Origin of the sequence: Bhargavaea cecembensis, from assembly GCF_000826125.2 — a bacterium.
GTDB lineage: Bacteria > Bacillota > Bacilli > Bacillales_A > Planococcaceae > Bhargavaea > Bhargavaea cecembensis_B.
Genome location: NZ_LN651373.1, coordinates 80,547 through 103,014 on the forward strand (window position 1 = coordinate 80,547; position 22,468 = coordinate 103,014).

Sequence of the window (22,468 nt, forward strand, 5' to 3'; positions counted from 1 at the left end):
TGTAATGGCACCAGGAAAGAAAAAGAAAATACAGTTGAGTAACCAGCTCGTATTGAATCAATATATGCTTCATCTTTTTGAAGTGGACAGTTTTAAAGATTTAGCTAAAGACATGAAGGATAGATCACTTGAGGAGTTTGATACAGATAATGTATCACGTTTTTACAAGCATTTATCCACAAGACTCGTTGATAGGGTAGAATTAAGTGCCGATATACTAAGACAATATGATGAAAATATAGTAAGCCATACTATGAAGATAAATGAAAAAAGAGATAAAAAAATAAAATGGAAATATTTTCAGTATCTTTCATTATTATTTACTGAAGTATACCTTGATCGTTATTTTCATCAGAGAGAAAAATTACTACAAGATTTAAACGCTTTTGTTGATAGATTTAACGAAGATAAATCTAAAGCAGAACAACTTAGCTATTATGATCAAGAAGGCCTGAAAAAGTTAGCATTCTGGAATGCTACTGGCTCGGGAAAGACTTTACTAATGCATATCAATATTCTTCAGTATCTGCATTACTTTCACAAAAATAATCGTCGTGAAGACTTAGAACAGGTTATTCTTTTAACGCCCAGTGAAGACCTATCGAAGCAACACTTGAGGGAATTTGAAGCTTCAGGTTTACAAGCCGCACTCTTTGATAAGAATATACAGGGACTTTTCAGAGGGGAAGAAATTTCGATTATTGATATTCATAAATTAAAAGATGATATGGGTGAGAAAACCGTAGCAATTGATTCATTTGAAGGAAACAACCTGGTTCTTGTGGATGAGGGCCATCGTGGTTCTTCAGGTGATGAATGGAGAAATAAACGAGAAAGATTAAGCGAACAAGGTTTTGCTTTTGAGTATTCAGCAACTTTTGGCCAAGCTGTATCAGGAAAACCGAAGTTGATGCAGGAATACGCAAAATGTATTCTTTTTGATTACTCATACCGTTATTTCTACAATGATGGATACGGGAAAGATTATCGTATATTGAATTTGCAAGATGATAGCGATGAACAGATTCGTCACCTATATCTAACAGCCTGTTTAACATCCTTTTATCAACAAATTAAATTATACAAAGAAAATGAATACTCTTATCGTCCGTTTATGGTAGCCAAACCACTATGGGTCTTCGTAGGTGGAAGTGTTAACGCTTTACGTACTCAAAAGGGTAGAAAGGTTTCTGATGTAACAGATATTCTATTATTCATTGCTCGGTTTGTGAAAGAAAGTCAAGAAAGTATCAATATGATTAAGCGCCTTCTAAGCGGAAATCCAGGATTGTTAGATGCTAAAGGAAATGAAATATTTGGTAACTCTTATCCTTACCTTATTGACGAGAAAATGTCTGCAGAAGAAGTTTATCAAGATATATTATTGCTTGTTTTCAATTCTACGATTGCTAATGCAACATTGAGAGTAGAAAACCTAAAAGGCGTAGATGGCGAAATAGCACTTCGCATCGGCGAGCATGAACCATTTGGTGTCATTAATGTAGGGGATACAAATGATTTGAGCAAACTTTGTGCTACTTATCAGGAATTACTGGTAACTGATCGGGATTTCTCAACTTCCTATTTCCATGAAATCGATAAGAAGGAGTCATCAATCAACCTTCTAATAGGATCGAAAAAGTTTACGGAAGGATGGAGTAGTTGGCGTGTAAGTACAATGGGCCTAATGAATCTAGGGAGAAGTGAAGGTTCACAAATCATACAATTGTTTGGACGTGGGGTCCGTTTGAAAGGATACAATTTTAGCCTGAAACGTAGTGAAGCCTTAACAGGTGAGATTCCTCAGGTGCCGAAGTATCTTCGCTTTGCGGAGACACTAAATATTTTTGGAATACGTGCAGATTACATGCAACAATTTAAAGAGTATCTTGAAGATGAAGGAATTCAGACGGAGTTCGATTATGAGGAGATTTATCTTCCAGTTTTAAAGGACTATCATAAAAGAAAACTTAAGCTAAAGGCATTGCGTTTAAAAGAAGGTATTAATTATAAAAGGCAGGGACCTAAGCCATTGTTTCAGTCACCAACGGAACATTTACCTAGTAACGCTAAAATAGTAGTAAACTGGTATCCTAAACTTCAGGTTCAGGATAGTCGATTAAAAGGATTTAGTATTCGTGAAACGCAGGCAGCCGAACTTAACAAAGAAACATTTTCAGACAAGCATATAGCCTTTATGGACATGAATCATATATATTTTGAGATGCAGAAGTTTAAAAATGAGCGCTCTTGGTACAATTTGATACTATCGAAAGAAGAAATTGTAAATCTTTTGTTTAATGATTACTGGTATGAGATTGAGATCCCAAAAGAAGAATTGACTTTTGATTCTTTTAGCAAAGTAAAACGCTGGGAGGAAATAGCGTTAGTACTTCTTAAAAAGTATTGTGAGAAGCAATATCTATATGCTAAAAAAGATTGGGAAGCACCACATATGGAGTACTATGATGTAACAGAGGCGGATAGCAACTTTTTTGAAGAATATAAGGTGTCTGTTGACTCAAATGACGATAGTATGTTAGCAAAATTAAAACAGTTGAAGGATGCACTTAAAAAGAACAAACTATTTGATGTTAAGTTTGGTGGCTTAGAGTCATTTACTTTTAATCAACATTTGTACCAACCATTAATTACTGTGGATGGAGCGGCAATCAAGGTCACACCAGTACCCCTAAATGAAGGTGAATATAACTTTGTGCGAGATTTGAAGGATTATTATGAACGGAATCAAGACTTCTTCGAGGATAAAGAATTGTATCTGTTACGAAACCAAAGTAAAGGAAAAGGAATAGGCTTCTTTGAAGCAGGTGGATTTTATCCAGACTTTATTCTTTGGATTTTACATGGAAATAAACAGTACATTACCTTTGCCGATCCAAAAGGAATCAGGAATCATTCTATTACAGACTCCAAGCTACAGTTTTACCGACATATTAAAGAGCTAGAACATCGCTTAAATGATAATGAGATAATCCTTAATGCGTTTACAATCGCCAATACTTATTACAGTGATATCTTGAATACAGGGCTTAAACTAAGTAAAGAGGAAATGGAAGAGCAGCATATATTGTTCCAAAATGACGATAAGGATACTTATATAGATAAAATGATTCATGGCATTTTAGAAGAGAATAACATCACATCATGGTATTAACAGGTAGGGGTCTTTTTAGCTCCTACTTTTATTTTTAGAAGGGGGAATACGATTGAATGAGCATATTCTCAAAAAGATAAGTCAAATAATCATAGAGTCTGCTAGTAATAATGAAACTATCGAGTACAATCAAATTAGCAAACAATTAGAGGGTGTTATTGCTAGTCTCCATTGACCAAATGCTGACGGCATTGCCTGTCCGGAGATTGACGGATATACTGTCCATAAGAATCTATAGAAAGGAAAAGGACGCCTCCCCTGAGCGCATGGTCTTGCCGGACCATGCGGGAAGCGTCCCCACCAAAAAGTATATGATGATCATATCAGATTACACATTGGTTTTAAACCCCGAAAGCGGGGTTTTCGGTTAAGCCGACGGGAGCCACCATCCCTTGCCTTGCCTGCGACGCTGTCGCCGATCATCGGAAGTTAGGTGTTCAGGCAGAAGAAGAGACAGTATTAAGGAACAATATCTAATTGAAGACTGAAAAATCCAACCATTGGAATGACCGCTGAGGAAGTGGAAATGTCACTAGGGGGCAGAAAAAAGTCATCGCATAGTTTTCAATACATGAATAGTGGGTTTATTGAAACGGACAATACCTTTATTTTACTGACGGCATCCTAACAAGTTTTAACGAATGGAAATATAGAAAACCAGACATCAGTGTTACATGAATTGGTCAAATTATTGCTTTACAGAAAGGAGTGGCTTGAGTCGTGGCTGAAATCAACTATGGCCAATTGAGTGAACCGCCTCTCGTCCTCTGGCTGATTTGGCAGAACACCGAAACTCGGAACCGCTATCATGTGGGCAACCTCATTTATGAAAAAGGACAGTATCTTTTCTATTATGAAAAGAAAAACCGTCGTTCTTTAAGCGAGGCCGAAAAGGATGGATATGAGCCGCACTTGGCGTTCCCGGATACCGAGAAGGTTTATCGTTCTTCAGCGCTCTTTCCGGCCTTCGAACGTCGTCTTCCGGATCGGCGCCGGGTCCGGTTCAAAGAAATTCTGAAGTCCCTTGACCTGGATGAAACAGCTGATGACTTCGAGTTATTGGCCGCCACAGGCGGAAGGTTGGCGACAGATCCCTATGAGTTCGTCATGCCGATCACTAGAAACGAGAACGAGTTTATCTTTAGTTTTTATATTGCCGGCTGGAGATACAACCAAGGCGAAGAGATGCTTGATCAGTTAACCCGCGGAATGAGCGTTCAACTGAAGCTGGAACCGGAAAATGAGAAGGACCCTAAGGCGGTTGCTCTTTATGATTCAGTATTAGGGCAGAAGCTGGGGTATGTCCCGGCGTTTTATAGCGGGTTTATCTTCGACTTACTGCAAAGTGGCTCATCGTGCAGGGCCGACATCACTGAAATCAATCGAAATGCTTACCCTCAAAAGAAAGTGAAAGTCTCCATCCGGGGAGGCGTGCAGGGCAAAGAGCCTGGGTTCATCTCGGAATATACGATGTCCGTCGAAGAAGCCACCGAAACGTATAATGCATTGCGGAAAGATGCGTAAGCCGGGTTAAATGCTCTGCATCCATGTTAAATTGCAGCGAAGCGGTATATAGGCAGATGGGCGATAAACTTAAAACTGCGTTAAAAAACTTCCGGCTGTCTTAGCTTGGAAGTTTTTTAATCGCCTTTAACCCATAATCTATCGAGGAACGACCATCAGCGAGCAGGAGACCTAAGTATACAAAGTCCCTCTTTTCGTTCTCATTCCATAAAAAAGCTTGGGAATGAAACTAGGGAAAAGGCATCTGCAAAATTGGAAGGTGTCTTACGAGTGACAATGGAAAGTATGGTCTTGCTTTTACATTTGAAGTCCAGGTCGATAAATTCACAACAACAGAGCTTCCCACCGTAACCGTCCAACGGTTTCAGGCTGACACTTCGTCTTGATCTGCAAAGAGTCCATGCTCATCCCATTATTACGGGTGAATTTGATAGTCGATGTACGAGAAACGCATTAAAATAATCAGACCGATATCGCGCATTTCCTTCATCCGCTCATCATCCATCGTAAAACCTTTGATCGATTATTCATTTAATATAGCCCATTGGCGGAACTGTGTACCACGATGGGAACGAACACGATAGCCCACTGCAATAATCATTTCTAGATTGTAGTGTTTAACTCTTCTTTTGACTTCCTTCATTTTGAACTTGTAAGTAATCCTTATAAGTTGCTTCCTCTGACAATTCACCTTCAGCATGTATATTGTTATATGCAAAGTAATATTGGAACGCATCCGTGAGTATTGGTGCCTCTAAAAGACGATTCTACCAAAAAACGATCTGTCCAGGTAGGGAAGCTACAGAAAATAAAAAACAGGCCCTATGTAGATTCTATTTGCAAATGTAACCCATTTTAAAGTTATAATTAGTCAAGTCATAAACAAAAAGGACGGATGGTATGAAATATAATAAATCAATTATGCTCAAGCTGATCAATGAACACCGAGAGTTGCATGATGAATTAAAAAGGCTGAAAGCTGAAATGGGTTTGGAGAAAAACTTTGCAGTCAAGGCGTTGTATCATTCATATGTTGCAGAGGACGGTCCTTACATGAAAGAATACCAGAATTTAGACAGGTTACATTAAATCGTAGCAGCCGGTTTTGGGTGTATGTCTTGGTTACCTATCCGGACACTGCTGACGAGATTGTGAAGCGTGAGATTGACCGATGCCATTAGGTCGCTGTTGGAGTCGCGACGGGTGTGACCACCAGGCCGCAACCGCATCGACGGTAGTTGGTCCACAGGCCACAATCGCTGCTGCCACTGGCGCAATCGGGCCAGCCGCCAAAGCGTATGGGGAGGCGTTTTACGGATGTTTGGCTTCGATCAGCTTTCCGGATGCCATTCGCGGCCAGATCAAGGCAGTACTGAACCACGATGACAAGGGGATTACGGATTGGAGCGGGTCCCACCATCCGATCCGCCATCCGTATGGGCCGCAGTTTGCGTACTACGGGTACGGTTATTTTTGAACAGAGGCATCTGTCCAGAAAGGGCACACCCACATCCCAGATCCGGACACTTGAAAAGAGTCCGGATTTGGGGCTTTTTCGTTCCGGCTGACTCCGTTATACTAAACGGGTGCTGAAAGCCGTCAATCTGGATGCGTTTTTTTTTGAAAGAATTGTTTCAACACCTAATCAAGCATTTCGAAGAAGCACTTGACATCATAGAGGAGAACATCAAAATGAAAAAGAAACTCAACTATTTAATCTTGCTTTTTACACTCACCTTTATGGTTGGTTGTACAGAGGGTGAAGATGCTGCCATTTCAGATGAAACAAAATCACAAGTAGAAACAACTGTTAATACCAGTGATCTTGATGAAAAACCAGTTGAAGAGACAGATCCGGAAAAAGCCACTGCAGACACAAATAACGAAAACGAAGAGGCTGCCACTACGGCTGCCGATGAAGCGATAGCGGAAGAAATATCAGATGAAACAAATGATGAACAGTTCTCAGGATACAAACTGATTGAAGTGGATGGCGGTGATTTGTCTGGACACCGTGAACCTAAAGTCGCCGTCGATATTGGATATGGAGACCGCGAGTATTGGGCGTTTACTAACGAACACGGGCAGCTGGTGCGGGTGATTGCCGACGAAATTATTCTGCAGGATGACAGTAGCGAGCCTGTAACGTCAAATGGCAGATACTATAATGACGAGGCAAAGGTTCCGGGGGTTGAAAGTGACACTTTAGATGAAGGACATGTGATTGCCGATTCTCTCGGAGGAGTGTCGAATGCTTATAATATCACTCCGCAAGACAGTACGCTCAACCGGCACGGTGACCAGGCGTACATGGAAAAGGTCATTCGTGATGCAGGTGGGGTTACGGATTTTGAAGCGATTATCACCTATCCAAACACGGAAACGCAGACCCCTTCGAGTTATCAGTACACCTATACTTTGATGGGTAACGAGGTCGTTGATAAATTTGATAACGTGAACCCTGATCAAGTAAACGAATCACTCGGCTTAACAGACAGCAAAACTACCAGTGAAACTTCAGAGCCAACCGGTTCAACCACAAATGGTGATATTTCTAGTATTGATACAAATGGTAATGGCCAGGTTACCATCAAAGAAGCAAAAGCAGCTGGTTTCAGCATGCCGATCACGAGTGATCATTGGTTATACCCTTATATGCGCGATAATGACGGAGACGGAATGGTCGGAGAGTAAGCCCTAGTAAATTGAGCAACTGTCCGGATGGTTCAGGGAGTTGCAGAAAATAAAAACAGGCCCCCTAAAGGGCCTGTTTTTAAAGACGATTTAATTAAGCTTTTTGAACGTTGGCTGCTTGAGCGCCACGAGGGCCTTGCTCAACGTCGAATGTTACTTGTTGACCTTCGTCCAGCGTTTTGAAGCCGTCGCTTTGGATTGCGGAGAAGTGTACGAATACGTCGTCTCCACCTTCACGTTCGATGAAGCCAAAACCTTTTTCTGCGTTGAACCATTTAACTGTACCTTGTTCCATGTTTGTTGCCTCCCAGTGCGTGATCGCACATTGTATTACTATTGTTGCTCAAAGTATTAGCGAGATGAAAAGTGGATATTCATACGATCCTTTACACCGAACAAAAATAATTAACTTCATCATAACAGACGGAGGGAGAAATTGCAAATGAGATTTAAATTTTACAACCTCATCATGTGCCCATTTGCTTTCTCGCATGAACCTTCACGAATCTCGCAGGCTTCATCCGTACATCACCATCAAAAGCTCCCCGCCGCCAGCCGATTCAATCCGGCTGCGAGGGGGAGCTTCTTTTATTCCCTTCAATCACTCCGGCGACCGTTGCACACCCACCGGGGCCTTGCCGAATCCCACCGCTTCTTTCTTCCGGTAGAACAGGAAGTAGATGCCCACTACTCCCACCGCAACGAGGCTTGTCAGGATGACCTGCACCCGCATCGACGGGATGAAGAACATGGCGAGGTAGATGCCGGAGACGACGGCGATCGTGGCGTAGGTGAGATAAGGGAAGAGCCACATTTTCACCGCGAGTTCGCCTTGTTCGGCTTCGAGCTTCCGGCGCATCCTGAGCTGGGAGACGCTGATGATGAGGTAGACGAGGAGTGCGACGGCGCCGGACGAGTTGATGAGGAACAGGAAGACTTTGTCCGGCGAGATGAAGTTCAGGACGACCGCGACATATGAGAATACGGTTGAGAACAGGATGGCGCGTGTCGGGACGCCGCGTTTGCTGAGTTTCAGGAAGGCTTTCGGGGCGTCGCCTTTTTGGGCCATCCCGAACAGCATGCGGGAGTTTGCGTACAGCGCCGAGTTCAGGCAGCTGAGGACCGCCGTCAGGACGACGAAGTTCATGATCTGCGCGGCCGCCGGGATGCCGATGTAGTCGAGCACGGCGACGAACGGGCTCACCAAGATGTTTGCCGAGTTCCACGGCAGGAGCGTGACGACGACGGCGATTGAGCCGATGTAGAAGATCAGGATGCGCCAGATGACGCTGTTCGTCGCGGTCCGGACCGATTTCACCGGGTTTTCCGATTCGCCGGCTGCGATGGCGACGATTTCCGTGCCCATGAACGAGAAGATGACGACGGTGATGCCGAGCATGATGGCGCCGAAGCCGGACGGCATGAATCCGCCTTCGCCGATCAGGTTCATCGTTCCCGGAGCGCCGACGCCCGGGTACCAGCCGAACAGGACGACAAGTCCGAGGACGAGGAATGCCGTGATGGCGACAACTTTGATGAGAGAGAACCAGTATTCGAACTCGCCGAACGACTTGACCGAGAACAGGTTCGTCGCGGTCAGGGCGACGGTGAGGATGAGGCTCATGAGCCAGATCGGGAAGTCGGGGAGCCAGTACTGGACGATGGCCGCGCCGGCGAGTGCCTCGATCGCGATGACGACGACCCAGAAGAACCAGTACAGCCAGCCGATGGCGAATCCGGCCCACGGGCCGATCGCTTCATTCGCATAAGTGGCGAACGATCCGCTCGTCGGTTTGGCGGCCGACATTTCCCCGAGCATCCGCATAACGAGGACGACGATCAGGCCGGCGAATGCATAAGACAGGATGGCCCCCGGCCCGGCGGAGTTGATGACGGCACCGCTTCCGATGAAGAGGCCGGCGCCGATGACGCCTGCGATCGAAATCATCGTAATGTGGCGGGTTTTCAGGTCGGACTTCATGCTGGGTTCCTGGAGTCCGGGTTCTGGTGGTTGGTGACTTTCGGTAGACAAAAGCATTTCTCCTTCCGGCGCTTATCAAGCGTAAGCGCTTTCTTTTTATTCGAAAAGTGAATCTATTCATTCATCATGAAGGCGCGGCCGGCAAGAGGAAATAGACAGGACGTCAAATAAACAGCCGAACCGGCGGACGGAATGTAAAAGCAGGAACGCCGATTCGTGATTTGACCGCCGACCAATCAATCGCGTTCAGTCATTGACAGAGTGTCCAGACACTCGTTTGTAATCGTTTACATACTGACCGCCGGCTGTGCCTGGCGGGAATGTTACAATGAAAACATAAACTTTTCTACTAATCAATCTTTTGATCGGAGGGGAGGTCATGGAGAAGGTGAACGGGCAGCGGCTCCGGGAGACGCTGGAACAGTTCAGTGCATTCGGAGCGACGGCTGCGGGCGGGGTGACCCGGCTGTCGCTTTCGGAGGAAGATCTGGCGGCGCGGAATGAATTCCGGCGGCTTTGTGAAAAGGCCGGACTCTCGGTGACGGTCGATGACATGGGCAATATGTACGGGCTGCTGCGGGGGAAGAAGGACCTGCCGCCGATCGCGACCGGTTCGCATCTGGATTCGGTCGTGAAGGGCGGGCGGTTTGACGGCGTGCTCGGTGTGCTGGCGGCACTCGAGGTGGCCCGGACGATCGTCGACCGGAAGCTGGAGCTTGATCATCCGCTCATGGTCATCAACTTCACGAATGAGGAAGGGGCCCGCTTTGATCCGGCGATGATGTCGTCGGGTGTGCTGGCTGGGAAGTTCGACAAGGAAGAAATGCTCAGGTCCGCAGACCCGGACGGCGTGACGTTCGGCGAAGCGCTGGAGGCGAGCGGATTTCGGGGAGATGAGGAGAACCGTCTTAAGGAAGCGGCAGCGTTCGTCGAGCTTCATATTGAGCAGGGGCCGGTGCTCGAGCACCACGGCGAGGAGCTGGCGGTCGTGGAGGGCGTCATGGGTATGTGCTGCTACGAGATTTCGCTTCACGGGGAATCCAACCATGCCGGGACGACGCCGGTTTCCATGCGCAAGGATGCGATGTTCGCCGCGGCGGGCGTCCTGAAGGACCTTCAAAAGCAACTTCTCGAACTGCCGGATGATCTCGTGTTCACGGCCGGTCGTATCAATGCCTATCCGAACATCCATACCGTCATTCCGAACCGGGTGATGTTCACGCTGGAAGCACGCCACAAAGATCCCGACGTGATCCGCCGTGTTGAGGAGATCATTCAGGGACTGCCGGCAGAGGAAGCGGGCTGTGCGCTGGAAAGTCGGAAACTGTGGGGCCGGGACACCGTCGTGTTCAATGATGCGGTCGTCGGCGCTGTGGAAAAGTCGGCGGAGGAACTCGGGTTGAACTACCGGAAAATGTACAGCGGCGCCGGCCATGACGCCCAGTTCATCGCAGGCTTCGTCCCGTCCGCGATGATCTTCGTGCCGAGCGCCAACGGCTACAGCCACCGCGAAGACGAGTATACGACCTGGGAAGAATGCACCCGCGGAGCCGACGTCCTGCTCAACGCCATCCTGAAGCTGGACAAGGAGCTTTCTGAGCCGGGCCAGGAGGCGCAGGAGGCTGTGCAGTGAAAACGGCGTTTTGATTCGCCGGCGATGTTTCGCGAACGCTTTCGATGATGAAAAAGGAGTGACCACTCATGAAAAAACTGATCACAGGCGGGACGGTCGTCACGGCGGCCGATGAATACCGGGCGGATGTGCTCGTGGAAGACGGGAAGGTGGCGCAGATCGGCCATGACCTGGACGCGGGCGGTGCGGAAGTGGTGGACGCATCGGGCCTGCTCGTATTTCCGGGCGGCATCGACCCGCACACGCATCTCGACATGCCGTTCAACAACACGGTGACCGACGATGACTGGGAAACGGGGACGATCGCGGCCGCACACGGCGGCACGACGACGATCATTGATTTCTGCTTGACGGCGGGGGAGAAGCGGCTGAAGGATGCGGTCGTCAAGTGGCACGAGAAGGCGGACGGCAAGGCGGTCATCGACTACGGCTTCCACCTGATGGTCGGCGAGCTGAATGAAGACACGCTGAGCCAGCTGCCGGACGTGCTGGAGGAGGAAGGGATCGCGTCGGTGAAGGTGTTCCTCGCGTACGCCCGCGAGTTCCAGGCGTCCGACCGCACCTTGTTCCAGGCGTTCAAAGTGGGCGCGGACACCGGAGCGGTCGTTCTCGTCCACTGCGAAAACGGGTCGGTCATCGACGAGCTCGTCGACACGGCGCTCGCGGAAGGACACACCGAGCCGAAGTACCATTATCTCACACGTCCGCCCCAGCTTGAGGGCGAGGCGACGAAGCGGGCGATCGAGCTCGCGAACCTCGCCGGGGCGAAGCTGTACGTCGTGCACGTGACGTGCAAGGAAGCGGTCGATGAGATCATCGAAGCGCGCAACAAAGGCTACGACGTGCTCGGCGAAACATGCCCGCCGTACTTGACGCTCGACCAGACGTATCTCGAGAAGCCGGGCTTTGAAGGGGCGAAGTATGTGTGGTCGCCGCCGCTGCGGGAAAAGTCCAATCAAGACGTGCTTTGGCACGCACTCCAGTCCGGCCAGCTGCAGACGATCGGGTCGGATCAGTGTTCGTTTAACTTTAACGGCAAAAAGCGCCTCGGCATCGACGACTTCTCGAAGATTCCGAACGGCGGGCCGTTCATCGAAGACCGGTTCGGCGTCCTGTATTCCGAGGGAGTGGTGAAAGGGCGGATCAGCCTCCAGGAATTCGTCGCGGTCGTCTCTACAAACGCCGCGAAGACATTCGGCCTGTTCCCGCAGAAAGGGACGATCGCGGTCGGCTCGGATGCGGACATCGTGCTGTTCGACCCGGGCGTCGAGCGGACGATTTCAGCTAGCACCCACCATATGAACGTCGACTACAATGCGTTCGAAGGGATGGAAGTCCGGGGCGAACCGGTCAGCGTCATGGTTCGCGGCGAGTGGGTCATCAAGGACCGAAAGTTCGTCGGTAACCCGGGGAGCGGCATGTACCTGCGCCGGGAACTGGCGAATGCCAAAACGGAGCGGCAGCCGGTCGGACTGGGCGGCAAATGATTGGCGAATTGACGGGGAATCCGTCGGACAATATCGCTCTTGGGACACGATCCGCATATGGATCGGTGTCTCTTTTTTTGTGTTATCGCATTTGGCGCGATGATGAAACCATAATGAAGCAAGAGGAGCCGGCACTGGAAAGAACAAGTTTGTCAAAATACCGTCCAGGTAGTATAGTGAAATCTAAAATTCTTTTCTTAAAGGAGATCAATATGGGCAGAGCTTCTCGGAAAGAGGAAATCCTCCTTGCGGCATCCAAGATTGTCAGTGAACGCGGTATTTTTTCTTTAACGCTGGAGTCAGCGGCTTTGGAAGCCGGCATCAGCAAAGGCGGTCTGCTGTATCATTTTCCATCGAAAGAAGCGCTCGTCAAAGGCATGGTGGAGCATTTGGCTCAAAATTACCGGGAAAAAGTCGCAGCGAAAGCCGCCGAATCGCCTGAGGAAAAGGGAAAATGGATCAAGTCATACGTCACCGTCACATTCAAGGAACAGTATCAGAATCAAGGCATGCATGCCGGTCTCCTTGCTGCAAAGGCAGTGAATAAAGAGTTATTGAACCCGATCCAAGAGTTGTATCATGATTGGGAGACAGAAGTGGAGACGGATGGCATTGATCCGATCAAAGCCTCGATCATCCAATTGGCTGCGGATGGGATCTGGCTATCGGAGCTGCTCGATACCCGTCACATCGACGAAGAGAAAAAAGAAGCGATTTACGAACGGCTGATCGAGTGGGCGAATGAATGACCCGGCGTGCCAGTCGGCAGAAAAATCATACAGGTCGAAGCGCATCATCCACTGGGTGATGCGTTTTTATTTGAAAAATTTTAATCGCCGATTCATTATCGTAAAAGCCGTCAGCATAAGGGCTGGCGCGTGATTTTAAATTCCGAAAATTATTCCCGAAATCGTCTCGTGCCGGAAATCGCCTTGAAGCTAAACCGTCCGGATGGTACACTTCCAAAGTGGTGAAAGCGGTTTCACGGTAAACCGAGAGAAAAAATGAGCAAATGGGCTCAGCAAACAGGGAGGAGCATCAAAATGAAAAACAAGATTTTATTGACAGCGGCAGTGACGGGTGCCGGGAGCACAACTTCCAAAAGCCAACATGTACCGGTGACACCGAAAGAAATCGCAGAATCGGCGATCGAATCCGCAAAGGCAGGCGCGACCGTTGCGCATGTGCATGCCCGCGATCCCGAAACAGGCGGCATCAGCCATAACCTGGACCATTACCGGGAAATCGTTGAGCGCATTCGTGAGTCGGAGACGGATGTCATCATCAATATCACTTCAGGCGGCGGCGGAGATTTCATTCCGGATCTGATGAATCCGTCGGCAGGCGGAGAAGGAACGGACATGCAGACACCGGCGGAACGCCATGAACCGGTCGGTTCGCTGCTTCCTGAAATGTGCACGCTGGACTGCGGCAGCGTCAACTTCGGCGACATGGTTTACATGAGTCCGACAGACTGGCTCCGGGAACAGGCAAAACTGGTCCAGCAGAGCGGCGTGAAACCGGAACTGGAATGCTTCGATACCGGACATCTCCGCTTCGCCAAGCAATTAATCGCTGAAGGGCTGATCGATGGAGATCCGATCTTCCAGTTCTGCCTCGGCATCCCGTGGGGAGCGGAAGCGGATGAAGAGACCATCCAGTACATGAAAAACCGCATTCCTGAAAATGCCCACTGGTCGGCGTTCGGCATCGGCCGCATGCAAATGCCGATCCTGGAGCAGACGGCAAAGCTCGGCGGAAACGTCCGGGTCGGGCTTGAAGATAATCTGTATTTGGAAAAAGGGGTACTGGCGCGCAATGAGCAGCTCGTTGATAAAGCGGTAACGCTTTTGCAGGCCTCGAATATCGAAGTGATGACACCGGCAGAAGCACGCAGTCACTTCAACCTGATGAATCCTTACGGAGGTGGAAACTGATGGCCGATCCAGTCAATGAAGTGAAAAAAGTTGCCGTCGTCGGAACCGGCGTGATCGGAAACGGGTGGATCAGCCGTTTCCTGGCACGGGGATACGAGGTCGCGGCATTCGATCCTGCGCCGGGAGCGGAAGAGCGGACCCGTGATGCCGTCACGCGCGCCTGGCCTTCTCTTGAAAAGCTGGGTCTCGCGGAAGGGGCGTCGCAAAACGGGATCACATTCTATCCGACAATTGCAGAAGCGGTGCGTGAAGCGGATTTAATTCAGGAAAATGTTCCGGAACGGGAAGCGCTGAAGAAATCGGTTTTGGCGGAGATCGATGAACACGCCAAACCGGGTGCGCTCATCGGTTCCAGCACATCCGGCATTATGCCGAGCGTTCTTCAGGAAGGGCTGAACCACCCGGAACGTCTGATTGTGGCCCATCCCTTCAACCCGGTATATATTTTACCGCTTGTTGAACTCGTTGGCGGCGAACAGACGGACCCGGCAGTCATGGAACGGGCAAAGCGCTTTTATGAAAGCGTGCAGATGAAACCGCTTGTGATTCAAAAGGAAATCGAAGGCCATCTGGCCGACCGGCTGATGGAGGCGCTGTGGCGGGAAGCGCTGCATCTTGTAAACGACGGTGTCGCCACAACAGAAGAAGTGGATGCGTCGATCATTTACGGGGCCGGCCTGCGCTGGGCACAGATGGGGCCGTTTCTGACATTCCACCTGGCTGGAGGCGATCAGGGGATGCGGCACATGCTGGAGCAATTCGGCCCCGCATTGAAACTGCCTTGGACGAAGTTGGAAGCGCCGGAACTGACGGACGAACTGAAAGAGAAGGTCATTGCGGGCACTGCAGGCCAGGCGGACAATGTGTCGATTGCCGAGCTGGAAAATAAACGCAACGCCTTTTTAGTGGAATTGCTTGATCTGGTCGCGTCGTACTGGCCGGAGACGAAAACAGCTGTAAAAATGTAAAACTGCAAAGGAGCCTTCGGCATGCCGGAAAAATCATTTCTTTACAAAACGCATGTGAACAGCGAATGGGTGGACTACAACGGACACATGAATGACGCGGCTTACGCGAAAGTATTCAGCCTCGCAGTCGATAAACTGATCGACTTTGTCGGGCTGGACGCAATAGCGCGGGAGCAATACAGCTATACGATGTTCACGCTCGAAACGCATTTGTGCTACCTGAAAGAAGCGCATGAAGGGGAAAAACTCATCGTGAGTGTCCAGCTTCTGGACAGAGATTCGAAACGGTTCCACTTGATGTTCACGATGAAAAACGAAGCGGGCGACGTAGTGGCGACAAGCGAACAGATGCTGATGGGAATGGACGCGGCACAAGGCCGGCCCGCCCCTTTCCCGGAAGCTGTCGCGGAATCAATCGAAGAGTTATGGGATGAACACAAAAAACTGGAAGCGCCAAAGCAGGCCGGCAGGAAAGTCGGCATCAAGCGCTAACCCGAATACGGAGTACACAAGGAGGTTATATATGAGGAAATACAGTTCAGTATTTTATATTTCATTAACGGTCAGTTTGATGTTTCTGGGATTTGGCGCTGTCTTTCCCGATCGACTGGAGACCTTCTCAAACACGTTTTTAGGCCTGATCTATGATAAACTTGGCTGGCTATTTCTGCTCTCTGTTTTTATTTTGCTCGTCTTTTGTTTATATGTGGCATTTTCGAGGTTTGGAAAAATAAAACTCGGCAAGGATTCGGATGTTCCCGAATACAAGACCGTCACGTGGATTGCCATGCTTTTCAGTGCTGGAATCGGCTGAGCGGGCCATGCAGTTCGTTTACTTGCACTGGGGTGTATCGGCATGGGCATGCTACGCATTTGTCGGCGCTTGTCTCGCCTATTTTCAATTCCGAAAAGGGCTTCCGGCCACGATGAGCTCAGCGTTTTACCCATTAATCGGAAAAGGTATATACGGTCCGATCGGCAAAACGATTGATATTGTCGTGGTGCTCTCCGTGGTCGTCGGAATTTCCACTTCACTGGGATTCGGCGTGCTGCAAATCAACAGCGGCCTGGAATATCAATGGAACATCATCAATAATACGACGACGCAGATGGTCATCATCGGAGTCGTCACGATCATTTACTTATGGTCCGCCTCTACGGGGATCCAAAAGGGAATCAAATACTTATCCAATACAAATATCATCTTGGCATTGGTGCTCATCCTCACCATCTTTGTACTTGGCCCGACGGAAGCAATCATGAAAATTCTTTTCCAGGGCATCGGGGACTATGCAAATAATTTTCTTCAAATGTCCTTCAGAACGGATCCATATGGAGATGGCGAATGGATAGCCGGCTGGACCCTGTTTTATTTCGGCTGGTGGATTGCGTGGGCTCCGTTGGTGGGCAGTTTTGTGGCGCGTATTTCCAAAGGCCGTACTCTAAGGGAATTCATGATGGGTGCCTTGTTCATACCGGTCCTTTGTTCATTTTTCTGGTTTGCCGTGCTGGGTGGATCTGCACTCGATTTGATTCAAAACCAGGGAGAGACCGCTTTGGCCGACACCGTCATTGCGGATGTGACGGTGGCCTTGTTTGACTTCATCAGTTATTTCCCTATGTCCGGGTTGATCAGTGTGGTGGGAATGGTTCTGATTTTCACCTTCTTCATCACGTCGGCGGATTCGGCGATGTTTGTCCTGGGGATGATGAGCGAGAACGGGAACCAAAATCCGTCCAATGTCAGCAAAATGACATGGGGAATCATCATCGGCTTCGTTTCGGCCGTGTTGATCGTGACCGGCGGATTGGCCGGTCTGCAATCGGCATTGGTCGCCATGGCCGTCCCGCTTTCCGTTATTCTTTTAGTGATGTGTTATGCAGCGTATAAAGGATTTAAAAAGGACTATGATTCGGATATTGAGATGAAATCCCGGGATTTGAAAGGTCATGACGCTGAATGACCGTAAAACAGGCAGCAGCCGGCCCAAAAACAGCGTCAACCTGAATAGAGAGTATACATAGGCAAAGAAGCCCTCGGACTGGAGCTGGTTCCATCCGAGGGCTTCTTGCATTTGAATCTGTAAACAGAAACGGGTGAGTTTTTATTTGAACAGATTGATCGTCGTGATGATGATCGGGGCGCCGAACACGTCGATCAGGAACGCGCCGACGATCGGAACGATGAGGAACGCCTGGCGCGACGGGCCGAATTTGCCGACGACGGCAGACATATTCGCCATTGCGTTCGGCGTGGCGCCGAGGCCATGGCCGAGGAAGCCCGAGACCATGACGGCCGCATCATAGTTGCCGCCCATGAGGCGGAACAGAATGAAAACGGCGAACAGGACGATGAAGATCACCTGGACGATGACGATGCCGGCGAGCGGCAGGGCGAGTCCCGCCACTTCCCAGAGCTTGATGCTCATGAGGGCCATCGACAGGAAGATCGACAGTGATACGTCGCCGATCAGGTTGATTTCTTTCATATTGATCGTGCCCGGGAGGAACCGGTCCATCAGGTTGCGGGCGATCACGGCGACGAACATCGCACCGATATAAGCCGGGAGGACGAATCCGGTCAGGTCCGTGAACAGGTCGCCGAGGTAGGTGCCGGCCGCCATGGACAGCGTGATGAGGGCGACCTGGATCATGAACGACCGCTCGCTCACCGGCCGCTCGTCTTTCTCGACGTACTCGGACATTTCTTCGGTGGACGGCTTGAGATCGTGTTTCGTGATCAAGTACTTGGCGACGGGGCCGCCGGTGAGACTGCCAAAAATGAGTCCGAGCGTCGCAGCGGCGAGCCCGATCGTGACGGCCGAGTCGATGCCGAGCGCTTCAACGGTCTGTCCGTACGCCGCCGCGCCGCCGTGTCCGCCTTCCATCGATACCGCTCCGGCCATGACGCCGAGGAGGGGGTGGATGCCGAACAGTTTCGAGAGGGAGACCCCGATCACGTTCTGGACGAGCGCCAGGAAGCCGCAGACGAGCCAGTAGATGACGAGGAGCTTCCCGCCGAGCTTGATGAGCTTGAAGCTCGCGCCGAGTCCGACCGTCGTGAAGAACGCAATCATGAAGAGGCTCTGAATCGACGTGTCGAGCGTGACTTCCACGAGGCCTGTTTCCTTCAGGACGAGCGCCAGGATGGCAAAAAGCAGTCCGCCGACAACCGGGGCAGGGATGCAAAAGCGGTTGAGGATTCCGATTCGGTTCACCATGGCCGTCCCGATGAGGAACAGGGCGACCGACAGGAACAGCGTGGTGATCTGGTTGAGTTCGATCATTGCGGTGGACCGCCTTTCTTGAAGGCCATGACGGCTTCATTGATCATATAGGCCGCAAGCTTCGCTGTGCGGTTGTCTTCATCAAGTTCGGGGTTCGTTTCGCAGAGGCTGAAGCTGGTCGTTTTTGGCCCGGAGCAGATGTGCTTCGTGAGCGCCCGGACGGTTTTCGGGTCCAGACCAAAGACGGACGGTGCGCTGACGCCCGGCGCGTCGGCGGCTTTCAAGACGTCCATGCACAGTGTGAGAAGGACAACATCGCAGCCGGCCATGAACTCGTCGATTGGCTGCCGGCAGTTTTCGAGGCTCGTTTCTTCTTCAAGCATGTAAGTGACGCCGAGCTCGTCCGCCCGGTTGAACAATTCAGTCGTGTTGCCGTATTCCTGGATGCCGCAGACGAAATAACGGGCGTTCGGATCGCTGTCGAGAATCTGTTTGAACATCGTCCCGGAAGACGGCTGATCGGTGTATTCCCGCAGGTCGAAGTGGGCATCAATGTTCACCAGGCCGATCACAGCGCCGGGCCCGGCCTGTTTGCGGACGCCGAGGTAATGGCCGTAAAGGGTTTCGTGGCCGCCGCCTGCAATGATGCAGCGGGATCCGGACTGCAGGATGTCCGATACCCGGTCGCCGAGTTCTTCCTGCGCGGCTTCCAGTTCGGTGCCTTCGCAGATGACGTTCCCGGTATCGAGCAGGTTGGCGGATCCGGCGCGCCACGGGAGACCGGCTAGCTGCCTGCGGATCTGATCCGGTCCTTTCCGGGCGCCGGCACGGCCTTTATTTCTCCGGACGCCTTCATCGCATTCAAACCCGATAAGCGTGATTGGAGACGCTTTCATGTTGGTCAAATCGTTGATTGCCGCAGGGCGGATGACCTGATGATAGCGGAAGCTCTCCGGATTCGTCTCGCTGTCTGTCCGGCCGGACCATAGATTGAAATCGCTTTCCTTAAACATTTGAATCATCCTTCCCTGAAATTCGATGTTTTTAGTATAAAGGGGAGGACTTATAATTTCTAATACCGATTTTCCATAATACAATAGCCTTAGGCTATAAGCAGGGGTGAGGAAATTGGATTTAAGGCAAATGGAGTACTTTGTCACAGTCGTTCAGTATCGAAACTTTTCCAAAGCTGCGGCGGCCCTGCATATTTCCCAGCCGTCGCTGAGCAAGGCAATCAGCAATATGGAAGCGGAGCTCGGGGCGCGGCTTCTCGAGCGCACCACGCGGGATTTCCGTCTGACGGACGCCGGTCAGCTTCTGTACAACCGGGCACTTCCGGTTCTCCGGCAGATGGATAAACTGAAGAAGGAAGTGGGCGAGAACGTCAGCGGCGCCCGGACGGAGATCCTCGTCGGCGTCATCGAATCTGCCCATAAATGGTTCACCGGCTTGATGGCGGAGCATAAAGATCAGTATCCCGGCAATACATTTACCGTTGTCGATACGCTGTATGACAAGACGGTCATGGAGGCACTGATCCAGTACGACGTTCATGCGGTCGTCACGAACCAGGAGATCAAAAACGACCAGATCGAGGCGATTCCGCTTTATGAAGAGTCATTTCTCGTCGTGTTTCCGAAAGGACATGAGATCGGCCGGCTGGAGACGATTCGACTGGAAGACATCTGCCGATTCCCGCTCGTTCTCGGAATGCCGTCGTTCAAGACGCGGCAGCAGATCATGGATGCGTTCAAGGAGGCGGGGCTTGCCCCGAAAGTCGACTACCAGATCGAGCGGTTCGAGATGGTGAAACACCTTGTGGACAAAGGGCTCGGAATCGCCCTGCTGCCCGAGCAGTACGTGTCGGGGAACTTGCCGGAAGGGCTCGGCGGCCGAGCGGTCGACGACTCCCGCCTGAAGAGGACCGTCTTCTTCTGCTATGTGAAAGCAAGATCCTATCCGGAACCCGTCAAAGACTTTTTCCGGCGCTTGCTGGAGCGTTTCGAATCACAATGAAGAAACCCCCTGAAACGGAAGTGCGGCAACTTCCCGTTTCAGGGGGTTTTTATTTGCCCGCCGCAAGCTCTCTGCCCTCACGCGCCAGCATCCGGTGTGCCTGAACCGCGACTTCCAGCGCGAGCCGGTTGTCGGATTCCATGAAGTCCTTGCCGAGCAGGGCTTCAAGCTTTTCGAGCCGGTGATAAAGGGTCTGGCGGACGATGAACAGCCGGTCCGCCGCTTCTTTTTTGACGCCGCCGCATTCCAGGTAGACGACGAGTGTCTCGAGGAGATCACTGTCGTGCCGCCGGTCGTGTGCGATGAGGTGGCCGAGGTAATCGTCCACATAGCGCTCCAGTTCGCCGCCCCGCTTGAGCAGCAGGAGAAGCCGGTGGATGCCGAGCTTTTCGAAGAACGGGGAGGCGGCGACCGCCTGTTTCTGGAGGGAGATGACGTCTTCCGTTTCCCCGAACGCCCGCTTTGCGTCCGCGATGTCCTGATACACTTTGCTCACGCCGAACCGGCAGCCGGTGAACTGACTTTCCGGCATCTGCCGGATTTCCTGGATCATCTGTTCAAAGCGGCCGGCCGTGTTTCGCTGATCTTCGCCGGAGATGAAGAAGGCGAGGATGACGAGTTCGCTTTTTCCCGATGTGATGGCCGGGAAGAACCCGCCGCGCTGGAACACGCTCCGGATGATCATCGAGCGCTGGATGAGCTCTTCCTCCAGCAGGTCCTCCGAGTCGAACGTACTTTCGGAGGCGAGCCGGATGGAGAACACCCGGTAGTACATATTGCGGCCCTGGGCGGGGAGGGCGGACAGGACGGTGTCCGGGTCGGTGTTCCGCCCGGTGATGAGTCCGCGGACGACTTTGTCTTCGAGATTCTGCTTGCGCTCCTCGACGGTCCGGTTGCGAAGGAGGATCTGAGAGACCGCGAGCCCCGCGCGGTCGAGGATGAGGAAATAGAAATCATCATGGAGCATGTCGTCCATCGCCAGGCAGAGCCGGCCCCACACTTGGCCGAAGCCGCGGACCGGCACGGTGGCGAACAGGCCGTGCGCCGTTTCGAGGTAGCGGCCGGTGTCCTGGAGGGTCCCGTCCTTCTCGAGCTGCCGGCGGATCGCCGATTCCGTTTCCTTCACATGGGACGGATAAAAGTAGTGGGACGGCCGGTCGGTGATGAACAGTACGTCCCGGCGGAAGTACTGATGCAGTTCCTGGAGGATCTTCAGGATGCCGTTCGACGTGAGGGACAGCTCGATGAACCGGCCGGACAGCCGGTCGAGTTCGGAGATCATCTGGTGATGCCGGTTGATGATCGCCGTGTGCAGGTCCTGCGTCAGGTCGACGAACCGGATCACTTCGTCGAACAGGATAAGCGGGAAGTCGAGTTCGTCGGCGAGCGAGACGACTTCCGGCGCGATGTTGATGTTCGGATTGGGCAGCTCGATGCAGAGCGCGGAGACGCCGAGTTCATTCAGCTGCCGGATGTAGGCGATCTGGGTTTCGAGATCGAGCGTCATGCTGATGCCGGTCGTCAGGATGAGTTCCCCGCCGCTGATGAGCGACTCGAAATCCCGAACTTCGAGAATATGCGACCAGCGAACTTGCCGGCCGAGCCCCTTTTCTCCCGCCACGAGCTTCGCCTTTTGGAATGAATCCCGGGCCAGCACGTCCCGGACGGTCAGTTCGATCTCTTTCATGGTTTCAGTTCTCCTTTCCGTCCAATCAATTCACCGGATGGTTTGACACTATGTAAAATGACAAACATTCTGATAGCTTGTAATGTTGATTATGGAATGAACGACGAACCGAGTCAAGTCAACTTACAAGGCACAGGGA

General features: G+C 50.9%; 17 protein-coding genes and 1 pseudogene. 12 read left to right on the top strand and 6 right to left on the bottom strand.

Features of this window, described 5'->3' with window-relative positions:
* The first annotated feature begins 4 nt into the window (after positions 1 to 4).
* Both BN1189_RS06175 and BN1189_RS06185 read left to right on the top strand, forming a co-directional pair.
* Entirely contained in the window at positions 5 to 3,175 is a 3,171-nt protein-coding gene (locus BN1189_RS06175; RefSeq protein WP_040226572.1) for a DEAD/DEAH box helicase family protein, read from the top strand.
* A 720-nt stretch (positions 3,176 to 3,895) separates the two neighbouring features.
* The gene (locus BN1189_RS06185; RefSeq protein WP_069201954.1) at positions 3,896 to 4,699 is read left to right on the top strand and encodes an HIRAN domain-containing protein; all 804 of its coding nucleotides are present in this window, start codon (positions 3,896 to 3,898) and stop codon (positions 4,697 to 4,699) included.
* 523 nt (positions 4,700 to 5,222) lie between these two features.
* On the opposite strand, the gene rhuM is transcribed toward BN1189_RS06185, so the two are convergent.
* Positions 5,223 to 5,435, bottom strand: a complete 213-nt coding sequence (gene rhuM, locus BN1189_RS16645) for a RhuM family protein (protein WP_306610702.1) — start codon at positions 5,433 to 5,435, stop codon at positions 5,223 to 5,225.
* 164 nt (positions 5,436 to 5,599) lie between these two features.
* On the opposite strand from rhuM, the gene BN1189_RS06195 reads away from it, so the two are divergent.
* Both BN1189_RS06195 and BN1189_RS06200 read left to right on the top strand, forming a co-directional pair.
* The gene (locus BN1189_RS06195; RefSeq protein WP_040226575.1) at positions 5,600 to 5,788 is read left to right on the top strand and encodes a hypothetical protein; all 189 of its coding nucleotides are present in this window, start codon (positions 5,600 to 5,602) and stop codon (positions 5,786 to 5,788) included.
* A gap of 603 nt (positions 5,789 to 6,391) precedes the next feature.
* A complete protein-coding gene (locus BN1189_RS06200) occupies positions 6,392 to 7,393 on the top strand; it encodes a DNA/RNA non-specific endonuclease (protein ID WP_040226635.1) in 1,002 nt (333 codons plus the stop codon).
* Between the two features lie 94 nt (positions 7,394 to 7,487).
* On the opposite strand, the gene BN1189_RS06205 is transcribed toward BN1189_RS06200, so the two are convergent.
* Entirely contained in the window at positions 7,488 to 7,688 is a 201-nt protein-coding gene (locus BN1189_RS06205; RefSeq protein WP_040226580.1) for a cold-shock protein, read from the bottom strand.
* 306 nt (positions 7,689 to 7,994) lie between these two features.
* Positions 7,995 to 9,374: an amino acid permease gene (locus BN1189_RS06210; protein WP_257125434.1), complete on the bottom strand. Its 1,380-nt coding sequence runs from the start codon at positions 9,372 to 9,374 to the stop codon at positions 7,995 to 7,997.
* A 379-nt stretch (positions 9,375 to 9,753) separates the two neighbouring features.
* Here BN1189_RS06210 and BN1189_RS06215 point away from each other — a divergent pair, with 379 nt between their 5' ends.
* The 7 genes and pseudogenes from BN1189_RS06215 (at position 9,754) to BN1189_RS06245 (ending at position 17,363) form a co-directional block, all read left to right on the top strand.
* Positions 9,754 to 11,007, top strand: a complete 1,254-nt coding sequence (locus BN1189_RS06215) for a Zn-dependent hydrolase (RefSeq protein ID WP_040226582.1) — start codon at positions 9,754 to 9,756, stop codon at positions 11,005 to 11,007.
* A gap of 68 nt (positions 11,008 to 11,075) precedes the next feature.
* Complete coding sequence (gene hydA, locus BN1189_RS06220) at positions 11,076 to 12,494, top strand: dihydropyrimidinase (RefSeq protein ID WP_040226584.1); 1,419 nt, start codon at positions 11,076 to 11,078, stop codon at positions 12,492 to 12,494.
* Between the two features lie 113 nt (positions 12,495 to 12,607).
* Entirely contained in the window at positions 12,608 to 13,243 is a 636-nt protein-coding gene (locus tag BN1189_RS06225) for a TetR/AcrR family transcriptional regulator (RefSeq protein ID WP_257125390.1), read from the top strand.
* Positions 13,244 to 13,537: 294 nt separating this feature from the next.
* Entirely contained in the window at positions 13,538 to 14,431 is an 894-nt protein-coding gene (locus BN1189_RS06230; RefSeq protein ID WP_040226588.1) for a 3-keto-5-aminohexanoate cleavage protein, read from the top strand.
* Entirely contained in the window at positions 14,431 to 15,399 is a 969-nt protein-coding gene (locus BN1189_RS06235) for an L-carnitine dehydrogenase (protein WP_040226590.1), read from the top strand. Before BN1189_RS06230 ends, BN1189_RS06235 begins: the two co-directional genes overlap by 1 nt.
* A 21-nt stretch (positions 15,400 to 15,420) precedes the next feature.
* Positions 15,421 to 15,891, top strand: coding sequence for a thioesterase family protein (locus BN1189_RS06240; protein ID WP_040226593.1), 471 nt, complete (start codon positions 15,421 to 15,423; stop codon positions 15,889 to 15,891).
* A gap of 79 nt (positions 15,892 to 15,970) precedes the next feature.
* Positions 15,971 to 17,363: pseudogene (locus tag BN1189_RS06245) on the top strand (BCCT family transporter).
* Between the two features lie 141 nt (positions 17,364 to 17,504).
* Here the strand turns inward: BN1189_RS06245 and gltS are convergent.
* Positions 17,505 to 18,686 (bottom strand): sodium/glutamate symporter, encoded by a 1,182-nt coding sequence (gene gltS / locus BN1189_RS06250; protein WP_040226595.1) that lies wholly within the window; start codon positions 18,684 to 18,686, stop codon positions 17,505 to 17,507.
* Complete coding sequence (hutG, locus tag BN1189_RS06255) at positions 18,683 to 19,639, bottom strand: formimidoylglutamase (protein ID WP_098049686.1); 957 nt, start codon at positions 19,637 to 19,639, stop codon at positions 18,683 to 18,685. The genes gltS and hutG overlap by 4 nt, the downstream gene beginning before the upstream one ends.
* Before the next feature lie 115 nt (positions 19,640 to 19,754).
* Between hutG and BN1189_RS06260 the strand changes: the two genes are divergently transcribed.
* A complete protein-coding gene (locus BN1189_RS06260) occupies positions 19,755 to 20,642 on the top strand; it encodes a LysR family transcriptional regulator (RefSeq protein WP_143242258.1) in 888 nt (295 codons plus the stop codon).
* A 49-nt stretch (positions 20,643 to 20,691) separates the two neighbouring features.
* Here BN1189_RS06260 and BN1189_RS06265 read toward each other — a convergent pair whose 3' ends face one another.
* Positions 20,692 to 22,329 carry a PucR family transcriptional regulator gene (locus BN1189_RS06265; RefSeq protein WP_040226598.1) on the bottom strand — a complete coding sequence of 546 codons (1,638 nt, stop codon included), beginning with the start codon at positions 22,327 to 22,329 and terminating at the stop codon, positions 20,692 to 20,694.
* Between the last annotated feature and the right edge of the window lie 139 nt (positions 22,330 to 22,468).

Excerpts from the sequence above, each read along its gene's own strand:
- BN1189_RS06175 (WP_040226572.1), top strand. The coding sequence starts at position 5 with ATGGCACCAGGAAAGAAAAAGAAAATACAGTTGAGTAACCAGCTCGTA.
- rhuM (WP_306610702.1), bottom strand. The coding sequence starts at position 5,435 with ATGCGTTCCAATATTACTTTGCATATAACAATATACATGCTGAAGGTG.
- BN1189_RS06195 (WP_040226575.1), top strand. The coding sequence starts at position 5,600 with ATGAAATATAATAAATCAATTATGCTCAAGCTGATCAATGAACACCGA.
- BN1189_RS06200 (WP_040226635.1), top strand. The coding sequence starts at position 6,392 with ATGAAAAAGAAACTCAACTATTTAATCTTGCTTTTTACACTCACCTTT.
- BN1189_RS06205 (WP_040226580.1), bottom strand. The coding sequence starts at position 7,688 with ATGGAACAAGGTACAGTTAAATGGTTCAACGCAGAAAAAGGTTTTGGC.
- BN1189_RS06210 (WP_257125434.1), bottom strand. The coding sequence starts at position 9,374 with ATGAAGTCCGACCTGAAAACCCGCCACATTACGATGATTTCGATCGCA.
- BN1189_RS06215 (WP_040226582.1), top strand. The coding sequence starts at position 9,754 with ATGGAGAAGGTGAACGGGCAGCGGCTCCGGGAGACGCTGGAACAGTTC.
- hydA (WP_040226584.1), top strand. The coding sequence starts at position 11,076 with ATGAAAAAACTGATCACAGGCGGGACGGTCGTCACGGCGGCCGATGAA.
- BN1189_RS06225 (WP_257125390.1), top strand. The coding sequence starts at position 12,608 with ATGAAGCAAGAGGAGCCGGCACTGGAAAGAACAAGTTTGTCAAAATAC.
- BN1189_RS06230 (WP_040226588.1), top strand. The coding sequence starts at position 13,538 with ATGAAAAACAAGATTTTATTGACAGCGGCAGTGACGGGTGCCGGGAGC.
- BN1189_RS06235 (WP_040226590.1), top strand. The coding sequence starts at position 14,431 with ATGGCCGATCCAGTCAATGAAGTGAAAAAAGTTGCCGTCGTCGGAACC.
- BN1189_RS06240 (WP_040226593.1), top strand. The coding sequence starts at position 15,421 with ATGCCGGAAAAATCATTTCTTTACAAAACGCATGTGAACAGCGAATGG.
- gltS (WP_040226595.1), bottom strand. The coding sequence starts at position 18,686 with ATGATCGAACTCAACCAGATCACCACGCTGTTCCTGTCGGTCGCCCTG.
- hutG (WP_098049686.1), bottom strand. The coding sequence starts at position 19,639 with ATGTTTAAGGAAAGCGATTTCAATCTATGGTCCGGCCGGACAGACAGC.
- BN1189_RS06265 (WP_040226598.1), bottom strand. The coding sequence starts at position 22,329 with ATGAAAGAGATCGAACTGACCGTCCGGGACGTGCTGGCCCGGGATTCA.